General features: G+C 40.3%; 10 protein-coding genes. 3 read left to right on the forward strand and 7 right to left on the reverse strand.

All coding sequences use genetic code 11. The features are described 5' to 3' along the window. Positions 1 to 363 precede the first annotated feature (363 nt). The 3 genes from AAA946_RS15130 to AAA946_RS15140 form a co-directional block, all read right to left on the reverse strand. Complete coding sequence (locus AAA946_RS15130; protein WP_338165557.1) at positions 364 to 1,602, reverse strand: hypothetical protein; 1,239 nt, start codon at positions 1,600 to 1,602, stop codon at positions 364 to 366. 99 nt (positions 1,603 to 1,701) lie between these two features. Then, on the reverse strand, positions 1,702 to 4,089 hold the full coding sequence (locus AAA946_RS15135; RefSeq protein WP_338165558.1) for a hypothetical protein: 2,388 nt from the start codon (positions 4,087 to 4,089) through the stop codon (positions 1,702 to 1,704). Between the two features lie 21 nt (positions 4,090 to 4,110). Next, positions 4,111 to 5,478 (reverse strand): hypothetical protein, encoded by a 1,368-nt coding sequence (locus tag AAA946_RS15140; RefSeq protein ID WP_338165559.1) that lies wholly within the window; start codon positions 5,476 to 5,478, stop codon positions 4,111 to 4,113. A gap of 212 nt (positions 5,479 to 5,690) precedes the next feature. Between AAA946_RS15140 and AAA946_RS15145 the strand changes: the two genes are divergently transcribed. The 3 genes from AAA946_RS15145 (at position 5,691) to AAA946_RS15155 (ending at position 9,283) form a co-directional block, all read left to right on the forward strand. Beyond that, entirely contained in the window at positions 5,691 to 6,101 is a 411-nt protein-coding gene (locus tag AAA946_RS15145; protein WP_338165560.1) for a hypothetical protein, read from the forward strand. Positions 6,102 to 6,369: 268 nt separating this feature from the next. After that, entirely contained in the window at positions 6,370 to 8,046 is a 1,677-nt protein-coding gene (locus AAA946_RS15150; protein WP_338165561.1) for a hypothetical protein, read from the forward strand. Then, entirely contained in the window at positions 8,039 to 9,283 is a 1,245-nt protein-coding gene (locus AAA946_RS15155) for a hypothetical protein (protein WP_338165562.1), read from the forward strand. The genes AAA946_RS15150 and AAA946_RS15155 overlap by 8 nt, the downstream gene beginning before the upstream one ends. A gap of 70 nt (positions 9,284 to 9,353) precedes the next feature. On the opposite strand, the gene AAA946_RS15160 is transcribed toward AAA946_RS15155, so the two are convergent. The 4 genes from AAA946_RS15160 to AAA946_RS15175 are packed head-to-tail and all read right to left on the reverse strand — an operon-like array spanning position 9,354 to position 14,343. Beyond that, positions 9,354 to 10,205, reverse strand: coding sequence for a sulfotransferase family 2 domain-containing protein (locus tag AAA946_RS15160; protein WP_338165563.1), 852 nt, complete (start codon positions 10,203 to 10,205; stop codon positions 9,354 to 9,356). 13 nt (positions 10,206 to 10,218) lie between these two features. Beyond that, positions 10,219 to 11,388, reverse strand: a complete 1,170-nt coding sequence (locus AAA946_RS15165) for a sulfotransferase (RefSeq protein ID WP_338165564.1) — start codon at positions 11,386 to 11,388, stop codon at positions 10,219 to 10,221. Further along, on the reverse strand, positions 11,388 to 12,611 hold the full coding sequence (locus tag AAA946_RS15170) for a glycosyltransferase family 4 protein (RefSeq protein WP_338165565.1): 1,224 nt from the start codon (positions 12,609 to 12,611) through the stop codon (positions 11,388 to 11,390). The genes AAA946_RS15165 and AAA946_RS15170 overlap by 1 nt, the downstream gene beginning before the upstream one ends. Continuing rightward, on the reverse strand, positions 12,604 to 14,343 hold the full coding sequence (locus tag AAA946_RS15175) for a glycosyltransferase family 2 protein (RefSeq protein WP_338165566.1): 1,740 nt from the start codon (positions 14,341 to 14,343) through the stop codon (positions 12,604 to 12,606). The genes AAA946_RS15170 and AAA946_RS15175 overlap by 8 nt, the downstream gene beginning before the upstream one ends. Between the last annotated feature and the right edge of the window lie 63 nt (positions 14,344 to 14,406).

Raw genomic sequence — 14,406 nt, forward strand, 5'->3', positions numbered from 1 at the left:
TCCTTTGTTCCACTAGGCGCAAAATTCCAGCTCTTTGAAAGAGATACTCAACATCCCGATACACACTAAGAGTAAAAAGAGCCTCAACGCAGTTGATCAAAAATTATACAGATCTTTTGCTATCTCTCATTGAGACGACATCCGCATTGTGACCTATGTTGCATAACGATCGACCACTAAACACATCAAGTTCAAATGTCACTGCGAATAACTCAACAACCTTGTCGTTATTAATCGGAAAGACAGCGAAACCTTTTAAGCTCATGAGCAAGTAAGCTAGCTGAGACCAAGCGTTGATAAACCAAAACGACCTAGTAGCAAGCTACTAGGTCGTTCGTAAAAGTAAAATTATCAGCAGAACATTTAGTCAGGGGTAATTTGATTAGGTGCCACCGTATCTGAGAGATCTGACACTGTAGGTTCAGGCGATATCGCAGATAAGCGTTTAACCTTTTGCTGTAGAGCGAGGCTTTCGGCTTTGTGTTGCTGTGCCTCCGCGATTAACGCTTCAGTCTGCTTTTTTAGGCTGTCATTTAACTGCTGGAGTTTGGCAAACTTGCTCTCGTCAGCAAGCCTTGACTTGTTCCCCTTGTCCATTAGGGATACCTTGATCGCCAGCGCTTGCTCTTTCAGCGTTTTATTGCCAATATCATCCATACCCGTCACTGACGCAATGTCTTGAAGCGATGATTCTAGAGCCAGAATATATCTCTCATACTGTTTTTCAGATAGTGACTTTAGTTCTTTAACTTGCGTCACCATCTTCTCATTACGCTCAAGTGAGAAAGCAAAGTCTTCTGAGTTTTTCTTTATTGTGTCGTAATCTCTCGGTGAGGCATCTATGTATGCGTTAGACTTCTCAAGCAGGCTTTTTGACCTAGACATAACAATGGGTGCATAAGTTACATAACGCTGTTTTTCTTGAGCTTTAAGCTTTTTTTCTAACTCACCTAAGTATTTCTCTGTAACTGCACGAACCTCAAGATTGTGCTGTTTTTTTTCCAAAGAGAGTAATCGCTGACTATCAAAATCAACATTTCGCGCAATGTAATCAACGACATTTTTCAGCTGCTTCTCTACTTGGCCAAAATCTTTAGGGTAAATCGATTTAACATCTAACTGCTCTAAGAACTGGCGATTCTCAAAGGCGACTGCCATCGTAGTTTGCACTCTATTTTTAGTGGCTGTCGCAACTTTATAAGCACTATCAAATTGATTTAAAGCTTCTGTTGTTTCTTCACCATAACTTTTGCTAGAGAAGAAGCCAGAGTCGTTTATAAGCGTAGGATCGTTTTCAAACTCTGAGTAATACTCCCTTGCCTCCTCCAGTGCTTCACCCATTTTTTCATAGGCATCAACAGCGTACCAGTCTAACTCTTCAGTGGTAAATTTCTTTTCAGCTTGCTTGAGCCGACTACTAATTGAGTCAAACATGGTTATTTGTTCTGTCGACGTCATATCTACATTGCCAACACTTGTTCCTGAACTTGACCCTGTAGACGTACAACCAATTAGAGCTGCACTCATCAATACACAAATTAGTTTCTTATTTGATAACATCACTGACTTAAAGCCTTCCATTTTAGTTTCTATTATTTCCATTTTTTATACTTTCTATGGCCGTTCTATGAGTAAAGAACAACCATAAAAACAAAGGCCAGCATTGTTAGCTGGCCTTTATCACCGCTTTCAAACCTATTTCTAAGGTAACTCACCGCTCAAAAGAACGTCTTGAAGCGTTCGACCATCAATAATAACGACTTCAACCTTGTCATCATCATTCTTGCCAAGAATCACGAGATCGTCGTATCCATTACCATTCATGTCTTTGCTTGAGTAAGTCACCTCATTTAGCACAGTTTCCAGAGGGGTTAAGACAAGCTGCTTACCCGTTGAACTTGACTTAACGGACACCTCTAAATTGTTAGAGTTGCGGTTAACGCCAATGAGGGCAACTTCTCTAATGCCATCTTCATCGATATCTCCGACTTGTTTAATGATTGGAGATAGCCATGCATTAGGCCAAGAAAGAGTCTGTAAACGCTGGTTATCTTTATAGCTATTTATCAACAGCTTATATTTTTCCACTCCGTTTTTCACCGATAAACCAAATAATCCAACTTCACGAGCTTCATCTTGGTTTCGGTCATCAATATTAACACCGATAGCAGATTCAAATTCGGCAGGCCAATGCACAAAGCCGACCATGCCAGCATTTGTATGCCCTTTCTTCATAGCAACTTGGTAACGACCGTCATCGCTCCGTTTAGCAAGCATCGCTAAATCATCAACACCATCACCTGTAATGTCAGCGATCGATTTTAGTTCTCCTTGCTCCCAGAGTGGATTCCAGTTGTAAACCTCACGTTTAGCCCCTGTCGAACCATCCAGTACAAACAATTGATTTTTTTGTGTGCGCTTGTGATAACCAAATAGGCCCACCTCGTTAATTGAGTCATTATTTCTGTCGGCCAAAAACATAATGCTTGGCTCAATCCAGTTATTTACCCATTTATAGGTTTTAAAACTGCTTCCATCGGCACCACTTCGCACAACCAACTGATTGGTGAGGTTAAGTTTATGCTGACCAAATATCGCAAAGTCAGCTACACCATCCGAGTTCATGTCTGGAACCGACTTAAACTCAACCCGATTAAGAGTTGCTGGCCAGTTGATTCGCTTAACTACGCTAAGCTCATTCGCTGGGTTCAATATCACTAATGAGTAACGATTTTGGCTTTCAATGTAACCAAATAAGGCGACATAGTCTTTTGTCCCTTTATAGTGCTCACTCAAGTCAATAAGCTGCACATCGCTAAACTGATAATCAAGCTCCACTTCTGCCAACGGTGCAAGCTGAGCATCCAACACGCTCACATTGACCAAAGGAAGTGCTTGTTTATCAAGGACAACGAACTCCGACGCCCCATCTCGATTGACGTCACCAACAGTCAGTACTTCTTGGATGGCTTGGGATTTAAAATCTTCAGCATCAAGTGGATCAGTACCTTCTCGGATTTCATCACCGTCATTGACACCATCACCATCAGAATCGGCTTTATTGGGGTCGGTACCATTTTTCACTTCATCCAAATGGCTTAGACCATCACCATCGATATCAAGCAGCGCGTCCGTTGGATCGGTTGGGTCAAGACCATTGTCTACTTCGTATTTGTCACCAAGGCCATCACCATCACTATCTGGATTGCGCGGGTCAGTGCCTAGCTCCGCCTCTTGTTCGTTGGTTAGACCATCATTGTCCCAATCGTCGTCAAATCGATCGTCAATGAAGTCATTGTCGCCATCGATAAAGCCAAAGTAGTTAATGCCCAGCGCGATCTCGTTGCCATCAAAGTCCTCAGCGGTTATCGCTGCTTGGTTATCAGCATCAAACGCTTGAGGAGAGTGGTAAGAGACACTATAGATAGGGCCATTAATCCAACTCTCAGCCACGCTCAAAGCTTGACCATTCACTGTTGCATCAACCGTTGTGATGACAGAAGACATGGGTGAATAGCGCTCAGATGTAAGGTATAAGTTGCTCTCAATGGCATTCGTTTGAGTACCGGCATAATTATCCAAAGCAGCTAAGGCCAGCTTTTGATTACCCGTCAGTGGCGCGCCATACTGAGTGCTCCCTTTATAGACCCCCCACACTTTGCCTGAACCTTCCTCTTCAGGCCCAACACCGAACTCTAACTCGTCAATAGCTATTGCTTCAGATTGATCAATTCTCGCGAGCACGACAGCACTAACTAAGTTTCCGTATTCGGTATCCGTTGCAGGTAACTGGCGCAAATACATAGGTAATGAAAAAGCAGGACTCACATTGCCTTCACTGTCAGTCACCGCAATATTCACTTTGTGCGAGATTCCGTCTAAGTCAAATTCACCTCTTGAGAGTGAGCTTGTATCCACCTTTTGGGTATAGACTACCCAAGGCAAAGTAAGCGCGTCTTCGACTGGAACTGAAATAGCGTTGTTAATGGAATCGTTGTCCCAATAGACTTGTGCGGAGTCGATGGTACTGGCCCATGCGCTATAGCTATGCACAATAGCTAATAGGGCGAATACCCGAGATTTATTCATTGTCATCCCTGAGACCTCGCTCTAGCGTAATTTAGAGATTGCGATGGCTTTTACATTAAGCTCACCGTTATTGCTCAAGCTCGCGTTGGCCTCGAATAGGGGATATAGATAAGGTGCAGACTCGCTCGCCGAGCGCTGGGCATCGAATTGGCTCTTAGGTAGTGGACCGCCTTCAATACCGATGTCGCTGCGGGTACCATCGACATCGCGATAAAAGACGTCATCAATACCTGCATTAATTGCGGGTGACCCTGCTAACGGACGGAACTGACTGTCGAGTTTCAGATCATCAACCACGGTGACACCAGCATGCTCAATACAAGGCACTCCATCCAGTTCACTGAAACAGAGGTTATTTTCCAGCGTCGTTCCATTGGCACGATCTAAGCCGGAAAATGCCACATCATTGGGTAAGTTAACAAAAATATTGTTGCTGAAATGTGCGTCACCACTTCTAACATCAATACTAATACGCTCTCGGTCTTGTAATGCTATCGGCTCTACATGAAACACATTATTTTTAACGTCAAAGGAACCATAAAACTGAGCTAGTGTAATGCTACTTGGTGTGCCTGGCGCTTGGTAAGTATTTCCTCCAGCAAGTACTGTGTTGTTAGAAAATACACCATTCCCGTACAAGTAAATAGGCGAGAGTCCAACTTGGGATGCGCTATTGCTATCATCTGAAACCAGTCGATTAATAAAGTTTCCTATTACTCTCGAATGGGTGCCTGAAGTGTCGCCAACGTGAAACTGTGTGTTATAATCCAATACAAACGAGTTTCCGAGTACATGCTGCTCTGATAATGACAGCGAACTGCTTGCTCTAAAACTACTAAAGCTTGAGTGGTTTCCCGCAAAAAGGAACAAGTCTTCAGCAGCCAAATCGATGTACCCACGTACAAAACGGTTCCCAACCACAACAAGTTTATCTAAATGCAACAGGTTACCATCTGGATCATACTCAGGATATACATGCAAGTTACTATCTGTGAGGTTGTTCTCTAGAAAAGCTACAGATTTCACCTCACCTCTCACGTCAAAGTAACCGTCAATAACAGTCACTCCCTGCATAACAAAGTCGGTGTCGGCGCCTCGAACCTCCACTTTAAAATTCCAGAGTTTATCGTATATGAGTTTAGGAGCGGCTTGGGCGTTAAGCGCTCTTATAGTTAAAGACTTATCAATAACCTGCGTATCTTCTTCCGACATGTAATAAATGCCATCTTGCAACACCAGTACATCTCCAGCCTCCGCAGCGCTAATCGCCCTACTCAAAGTCAAATGCCCAGGTTCGACTTCTACTTCTGCGGCGATAGCAGGTTGTAAGAATGTGCAAGCTAACATTGAAAGAGCTAAGCCTAACCCTTTGAAATTTCCGTATTTCATAATTATATCTCTTGTTTTAAAGTTCACATTAATATCGAATCCAACTTGATCCGAAGCAATGTTTGGGTAATTCTAACCAAGATTTGACAATAACTAAAACTAGACTATTGACATAAATAACACAATAGAAAGAGATCAATTCGTTTTTACTTTAGGTAGTCAATAAATTTCGTTACCATTATGGAAATACTTCACTTCTTCACGGAATAAAAATGATCAATATACTTAGAAAAATCAAACACAAAGCAGCTACAGGCTCAAACTATATTCCACCTCATAGCTTTCAGTATCACCTCGATGTTACAGACAAGCATCTGGTTAAAGGTTGGGCATTTGACATTAAGCGCCCGGATCACCCTGTGCATATTGCATTTAAATTAAATGGCATTGTTTTTTGTGAGGTTATTGCCAACCAATCACGTGAGGATTTAGCCGGCGCTGGACTAGCTACTGCCAACTGCGCTTTTGAAATGGCACCAGATTTACCCCAAAAATCACTAGAGGTCGTCCGTGCGGACATGTACATCAATGAGCATAAGGTGAATCATGAGCCTATCGAGTTTACGTTAAACTATGAAAAGCTCGTGGCGTTTTTGCGCGAGGATCTCATCAATAGCCAATAGCCAAATATCAAAAGCGTCGGGAAGAGTTAGCCATTAACTAAACATTAGCGGTGAGTGAGCCATGGAACGGTTTTTTCAAATAACTAGCAAGTATCAACGACTGGCACTGTTCAGCTTATGTATAACTTCAATAGTCAATGCTCAACCGCTTGAGAAACTGAACATACTCCAACCAGACTACCCAAAGGCCATTTACTTCCGTTACGTCGAGGGAAGTGCTGCGAATCCAAAGCTTTCGTACGAAAGATGGGAAAAAAGGTGGTCAAAGTTGGACGGCATGATCGTTAAAGCACTCGACGAGTCATTTCCTGGAAGAAGTGGGGAGGCGCAACGAAAGTTTCTACTGTATAAGGAAAAACATCCAGAAAAGCTCCTTTTGCTCCACTTTAATGGCAATGCTCGCGACCCTGCTTTCGATCAGCACTTCTTTACTCCCACTTCCTGGACGTACTATGTCGGCGCTGAAGCTAACGGCGCTATTTCTGCTGATACCAAGACCGTTAATGTCAAAGATATCTCACCCTATAAAGTGGGCATGAAAGGCGTAAACACATTTAACGATCCTGTCGCTTTAGTACCAAAGAGTTCTCAAGGTGAACTATTATGGAAACAAGCAGAATACGCAACAGTCGAAGCAATCGACGAGGCAACAAATACACTACGCTTGTCTAGAGGAAAATTTGGAACAACAGCTAAGGAGTATGGCAACGGCCAACTATATATTGCGCCAATTGTTACGGATATTCCTCCCAACAAAGACATTAAGCGTCCACTCTGGCGCTACAACTACAGCTACTTTTCAGATACAACCAATACTGCAAAGCAGTTGCATGACAACTTAATACATTATTTGAGGGAAGAAGGGTCGCTCAATACGTTTGATGGTATCAGCTTTGATGTTATTGCCCATACACGACCTGTGCGACACTGGTCAAGAGATAGAAAAATTGACTACAACCTGGATGGAAAATTTTCTAATGCTGATATTGAGAGTCAAGCTAACTACTCAAAAGGCGTATATACTCTATTTTCATTACTCAGGGCATCTCTACCGAACAAACTAATAATGTCGGATGGTAGCGAGTTGAATCAACAAAGGGGGTTTGGTTTACTCAATGGTATTGAAAATGAAGCATGGCCAAGTCTATGGGACAAAGAAATCGACTTATGGTACACAGGAATTAATCGGTTAAACTTTTGGAATAGTCGTAGTATCGAGCCGAGCTTCAATTATATTAAAATAGGAAAAATGCCGATGAGGGGAAAAGGGCATTATAATCCGGCTGAGAATTATCGACGCTTACGCGTTGCTAGTGCGCTCCTTACCGGGACTACCATTGCCCCTTCATATAAAGCAAATTACGCAAAGGTTGATCGCTGGCCAGAACTAATCGGTTCAAAACGAGCCTATAATAGATGGCTTGGTACACCTAAATCTGAATTCAACTATCTCTTTTTGAAACAAGATCAAGAACAGCCAATCATTCCCCAAGTTAAAAAATTAACAGAGCGCAGCATTGAAGTGCTTTTTAACGTGAAAGATAGAGCTGACATTCACATGACGTATAGATTCAAGCTTAATAACCTTCCTACTCATAGCCCTGCTGGGTTAGTGACACTGCGGATAGACCAATCAAAGGAGCCTTTTGACAGCACGTGGGCAGATGAGGGGAATTTCACATCTCACTTTCAACTATACAACTTAGAGCCTGGTGTTCATAGGATTCATATAACAAGTGATAATGGCAACTTATCTTTAGATGATTACTCTATCATCCATGCCATTGCCATTCCATACCGAGAGTTTGACAATGGACTCGTTATAGCGAATCCAACATCGAATAAAATAAGCATTGACCAACATAATCTACCAAAAAACATGTCGTATCTTGGAAAAATTGAAATAAACAAAAAAGATGCACTAATAAGGAGTTTTAGTGAATAGAAATAGTTCTGAACGCACCATAATCATTCATGCAGGCCCTGGAAAAACTGGCTCATCAGCCCTACAGCACTATTTGCTTAGTAATCAGAGGTCGCTAGAGAGTGTGGGCATTTTCTACCCATCTCACAACATAGACAAAAACAACATCAGCAGCGGTCACAAACGTGTTATTTATGATCAAGTATCAAATAAGATATCAGCGCAGTTAGTAGAGAAGCTAAAACAAGACTTTGAAGACTCTCTCTGCCAAACACTTATATTGTCTTCTGAGTATTTTCATAACGACATAGAGGATATTTATAAGTTTTTTCCAGAAGCCACCATAGTATTATATGTAAGAAACCCTATAGAACTTGTTTATTCAGGATATAACCAATCCGTAAAGAGAGCACAAAATAGAACTCGCCTTTCCATACCCCACAGTGTTAGATTTTCCGTTTTAGATAAAATAAAAGATTTAAATTCTGATATAAATATAGAACTTCGACCTTACTTGTTTGATGCAGAAGAAAACTGGAACATAGTCTCTGATTTCCTGTCATTTCTTGATATAAACTTGGCACAAACTAGCAACAATGAAAAAGTGAACCCTTCATACAGCTTAGAAGCACTTGAGACAAAAAGAATACTGAACCACCTACCGCTGAACGAAATAGACAGTGCGATAGATAGGATACTTCAACAGTTTGAGGGAGAAACAAGTTATTATTCTCTAGTAAGCCAAACTGAATATAAAAGGTTAAGTGAAGACTTAACCCAACAACTAGAAAGCTATATCAAGACCTCAGAAGATAAGAGCCTAACCCCCTTAATAGGTGCGTTGGCAAGAAACCCTACAAAGAAATTTCATGAGCAAACAATCAGCTTCGAATCTTACAGCAAAGCTATAGACTATATAAAAAATCAAAACAACAACCTCTTTTTGAAGATAAATACATTATCTCCAAATGGAAACGTTTATGACTTCTACCACCATTATAGTGACGCCCCTACTCATTCAACCAGTATTTTCAGTGACATTAATAAAATAATTGACGATATCAAAATGGAGTCAATAGATAATGAAACAACTTTTTGCATTCGTCTAGCAAGAGCTTTTGAGCGAGATGAAAACTACAGTGCTGCTTTGTATGTTATGAAGCTGGCTCACCAAAAGAGGCCCAAAGGTAAAGCTATCATTAGCAAAATCAATGAATACTCTAATAAACTAGCGTTGACACAAGTAGACAATCAATAGCGAGCTTTGAAATAGAGCTTACATACAGCTTGTGAGCAGGGTAAATAGCCCTGCTCACAAATTCCGATTGTCATTCTAAAGCATTAATTTTGCTGTAGTATTCACCGTGTTTCTTTACAATAAATGGTCCATTAGGTCTCAACAATTTAGCGAGATCCATTAACTGGTACGCTTTATGGATGTTAACATTTTCATTGGCAACCGCCAGATCCCTTAAGTCATCTGCATTAAGACCGACAACATTTAGAGCGAACAAAGCCATGTAACGCTCACTAACCTGCTGTGAATTATATAAAGACGGTGGTACATATGAACTATTAAGGCTCATTTCATAGCCTAGTTTCACAAAATCATCTTTGTATATTTTGTTAATGAGGTCTTCTTCTTGAGGCGTAATTTCCTGCTGGTAAGTTTGAGATGCATTGCGTGCATGCTTGTTGTAAGTCTTTAATAATACTCCTTTTGGGGCAAGGTACTCTGACACATCTGCCATATTCTCTAACCGCCCCAAAAACTCAGGTACAATGTCTTCTACATGGAGATTGTACACTTGAGGTCGGTAGTGTGGGTCCATATCTTGAGGATTAGCATCTTTGGTTAGAACCGTCAAAAATTCGAAAAATGAAGGTTTGTCATTTTCATTAAAACCATATTTTTTACAAAATGCCAACCACACATTATTCTTACTTTTCCCTATCTTATCTTTATATGCAGAAAGCGCTCTTGAATAAGGATTTCTAGTCAATGCAAAAAATGGACAAGAGGCACTAGCGGGCAACTTAAAGTCCTGACTTTGATGCACTTCTATATGTACATTATCAACTTCCCTGTTTAACAGCGAGTTTTTAATAGTTGAACAACCAACCTTCGGGTTTGATATAAACACAAGGTTGTGCTTTACCGAATAAATTATATTTTCCATGTTATTGCACTGCTCACTTATTATTTAGTACACTAGCGTAGTATTGGCTGTCTAGACTATATCCTTGACGAGCCATTTCCTCACTACATACTGTCGAAAAAATAGATTTATTTTCTTCAGTCCAACTCATATCAGCTAATGATTTAGCCCTGTCGGATTGACTAGTTTGTTGGGGACGTTTGCCCAATACTGCATTTAATGCTCGGCTGAACTTCATATTATTCCAGTTCAGAAATTCAGATAATTGCCTAATAGTTGGCTCTGGTTTATTCGCTAACTCATACTGTTCTAGTTCAAAAAACCAGTCGTTTCTCTTTAATTTTGAGCTAAGCAAAGCTTGGGTTCTTCGCCAAATTATAAAGGTTTGCCGCCATTGTTTAACATGATGTTCAAAAGGAACATTAGGAAACTTTATAAGTCTTGATTGGACGTTTTCAATCCCCCTACGTTTGCAAAAAATTACTTTTGCATTGGGCCAGACATCAAATGCAAATTCTAACGAGTTCAGCATAGGTATACCCGGTGTTTTATCCACATACACCGTATCTCCATAATGCCTTCGATAAATCTCTCTTACCATTTTAATATTTGCAGCAAGAGTCATTGTTTTAGGCATCTCGTTGACCAAGTTTCCTGTAACCTGCGCAGTTGAAGACTTGATAAAGAAGTCTTCTAAAGACTGATTTGATGCAACTACACCTTGAAGTACATGAGATTCTCCATGAGATCTTACTCCTTCCCCCCTGTTTACTGCCATACCGACAGCCGTGGTACCGGAACGTGGAGAACCTACTACTAATCGAACCTCTGGAAAAATTTGATGATGTTGGACACAAAATGCAAACAACTGTGTCCACTGTCCTTCTTCAACTTCTACATCAAGCTTACAATGGAGATCATTGACATCTTCCATCATACTCACAAACACTTTGTACTTTAACAAGTGCAGTTTTTCAGATATACCTAACTGTATGCGCTCACTAGGCTCCGCGTTTTCAATATTTAATGTTATCTTTGCTTTTGTGTCGAAGTAACTAGTGCAAGTTATATTTCTTATGGGTCTTTGGCTAATTAAGTATCCTTCAAAGCCTAAATCTCCATTTTCAGATAACCCAGCGCTGGGTGAGTTCAATCTTAAATCAAAGAAATCCGCGTTAATCTTTCTACTAAAATAACTGTACATTAAAACGCCTCACTTACTATTAATTCATAGGCGTCGGCAATACTCTTGGGTTCTTTAATATTGCTTTTGCACGCATCATGTAATGTGGGATTTGCAATAACTCTCTCTATTACTCTAGCCAAAGATTGTGGTTTGCCTACATTAAAATGAAAACCATCTACACCATCTGTGACCTTTTCTTTCATGCCACCAATATTACTCGCAATTACAGGAACTTGATGCTTGTAAGCCTCCTGAATGACCATCGGTGAATTTTCCCACCAAGTAGATGGCACTACCACCCAATCAGCATCTTGGAGAATGCTGGGAAGCTCTTCAGCCTCATACTTGCCAAAGAAACTAACGACATCTTTGTGCTTTTTACTAAGTTTAGAAATTTTCTTCTTAAATTCCTGCGGCTGACTGTCTAATCCAGTGCCATGAATATTAACTTGTACTTTCTGTAACTGCTCATTCGGAAGCAGCGCAATAGACTCTAGAAGGACATCTAATCCTTTGTTTGAGTTTATCTGACCAATATAGCAAAGCGTGGTTTTCTCAGAGGCTTCTTTTGTTAATATCAACTTTTCAACTTTTGGCTGGCCATTTTCGATAACAGTGATCTTTTCACTTAGTAGCCCCCATTCAACATAACGATCCTTCAAGAACTTAGACGGTGAAATAAAGAGGTCGACATAACTAAAAAATGTCATCAAGTATCTCTTCCTCAGATAGAAATCACCTGGACTCTTCTCGGTTAACTTGAGACATTGACTGCAGTCTAATGTGCTTGATTTGTAACACAATGAGCCATTGGTTTTCTTCATTAGTCCACCATTCGCACATATCGCTAGGTACTCGTGTAGCGTAACTACAATCTTTGCAGAAGGCAGAGCGTCCTTGATTATTTTTATCGCTTCTATTCCAATAAAGAAATAGTGATGTATGTATACAACCTCAGGAGAGAGTTTTTCAATTAGGTTTTTAAAATCCCCCCATAGATGACGCGTCTTGATATTGGAGAATAGAAATGCATCATCATGCGTCGTATGCATTAAGATTTCTCTTGGTGAGTTCTTAGTCGAAAATGCCGCTCCACCATGTGGCTCTGCGTCAGTTCTCGCTAAAAAATACGCATCATCTCCTTGCCTCAAGCTCTCTTCAAAGAACTGGTATGCTGCCAGCTCTGCCCCCCCTTTGTTTAAATCTGGGTGGCCATGCGACATAATCAATACTTTACGCATACTCTTTCTTTACCTCAACAATCTCTCTATCCCACTTGTTTTTCTGACGAATACCGTTTGCGATTGTTAATTTAAACTTCCAGTCTCCGCTATCCACTAAGTTTTGTGATAGTCTTTCTAAGTGAACTAATCTTTCATTTGGGTTTAAGTATACTTTTTTACCTGAAGACGTTATTTTTAGGCACAAATCAGAGTCTTCAAAGTCCCCAATTGCGTAGCCTTCATCAAAGCCATTTACCGACTCATATAAAGATCGTTTAATCAACATACAAGCTCCTGTAACAGCTTCTACGGCTCTAACTTCACCATCTCCCATTAAGTGAATAGGCATGCCTTTATTTGGATGATAATTCATCCAAATATTAGGGTAATAGGGGTCTTTAGCGAATTCCATTCCCAAGTGTTGAATGGTGTCGTCTTCGTAAAGCAAACACGCTCCAAGGATACCGCAATCAGATTTTTCGTTATATGTATTGACGAGCCTTGTTACCCAGCCTTCACTGGTTGGCATAATATCAGAGTTTAATGCAAGAACGAACTCTCCTTTAGCGAAGCTCGCTCCTAAATTATTTGCTCCAGAAAACCCTAAATTGACGTTTGAGTAAACTATTGAAAATGGTACAAAAAAAGTATTAAATACACCTTCCGCACAAATCATGAACTCTCTTTCAATGCTTGGGTCATCCAAAACATAGATTATTTCATGATTTTTAAAGTCGTGATCTTGACTGAAGGCCAATAGCTGATGCTGTATAAAGTCATATCGACCATAAATAGGAATAATAAGTGAAACCAATGGCTTATAATTCACCTCACCAAAAATAGTTTGGTGTTTATTTGCATTAGATTTTTTCTTCTTATCCTCAGCATTCCAAATGGTGGCTATCGAATTGAGGACTTTCTTATATCCCGAATTAATGAACCCCTTGTCATATATGTCAATATACTTAAGCTGCATCTTCAATAATTCACTAGCCGAATATTCCCTTTGCGATTGCATTACAGGGTAGATGATGTCATTTCCGTCAAGAGTTTCTATTTTAACTACAACGCCATTATTAATAATATTGAGCTTTGATATTGTCAAAAACCCAGATTTAATCCTCATTTCAGTTGGGCTGCATTTTTCCGCCACATCACTACGATAAAATCGTGTTAATTCTTCACTAATGTCCTGCGACTCTCCAAATGCATTGACCAAGCATACTTTGGTAACATTGTCAGATAAAACCCAACCTTCAATGACAACAAAATTATTTTGGTCAACCTCACAAATATCCATATAAAACTTAGTGTTAACTTTAGCACTAGTAGCATCAAATAGATTGACTTTAGATAAAAATTCCGTTCTTTCACTACCAAGCAAATTAAGAATATCATCAGGTTTGGAACGATAAACTTCGTTAGATATCGTCAATGGTAATTTCTGATCGTGAAGCATGAGACTGAGATCATTTAGATCCCCTCCTCTTCTATCAATCACTGTTATGAAACCACTGCAGTAGTTGTTCTCATCTAAATTCAACTCTTCAACAACATCGAGCCGAGAGACAAACTTAGTATGTTGAGCCAATTCAACGTCATTAGAGTACCACCTTAACGCTTCAACTTTCTCGTCAGTGACAAACCATCCTGAGACAAACACGGCAACACTTGTTTGGTGAATACTATCCAGATGAAACCTTACCTCTCTCTGGGGCTTTTCTTCTATTATCTGCACCGTTCTTTCCATGTACTGTATAACCTTGGTTTAGTGTATCAAACTTCGCATCTCTATCAAAACAAGGGATGCGTC

It is taken from the genome of Vibrio sp. 10N (genome assembly GCF_036245475.1).
Lineage (GTDB): Bacteria > Pseudomonadota > Gammaproteobacteria > Enterobacterales > Vibrionaceae > Vibrio.

What these genes read in the sequence shown, in the direction of transcription:
- AAA946_RS15160 (WP_338165563.1), bottom strand. Translation starts at nt 10,205, where the DNA reads ATGGAAAATATAATTTATTCGGTAAAGCACAACCTTGTGTTTATATCA.
- AAA946_RS15130 (WP_338165557.1), bottom strand. Translation starts at nt 1,602, where the DNA reads ATGGAAATAATAGAAACTAAAATGGAAGGCTTTAAGTCAGTGATGTTA.
- AAA946_RS15170 (WP_338165565.1), bottom strand. Translation starts at nt 12,611, where the DNA reads ATGCGTAAAGTATTGATTATGTCGCATGGCCACCCAGATTTAAACAAA.
- AAA946_RS15165 (WP_338165564.1), bottom strand. Translation starts at nt 11,388, where the DNA reads ATGTACAGTTATTTTAGTAGAAAGATTAACGCGGATTTCTTTGATTTA.
- AAA946_RS15135 (WP_338165558.1), bottom strand. Translation starts at nt 4,089, where the DNA reads ATGAATAAATCTCGGGTATTCGCCCTATTAGCTATTGTGCATAGCTAT.
- AAA946_RS15140 (WP_338165559.1), bottom strand. Translation starts at nt 5,478, where the DNA reads ATGAAATACGGAAATTTCAAAGGGTTAGGCTTAGCTCTTTCAATGTTA.
- AAA946_RS15145 (WP_338165560.1), top strand. Translation starts at nt 5,691, where the DNA reads ATGATCAATATACTTAGAAAAATCAAACACAAAGCAGCTACAGGCTCA.
- AAA946_RS15175 (WP_338165566.1), bottom strand. Translation starts at nt 14,343, where the DNA reads ATGGAAAGAACGGTGCAGATAATAGAAGAAAAGCCCCAGAGAGAGGTA.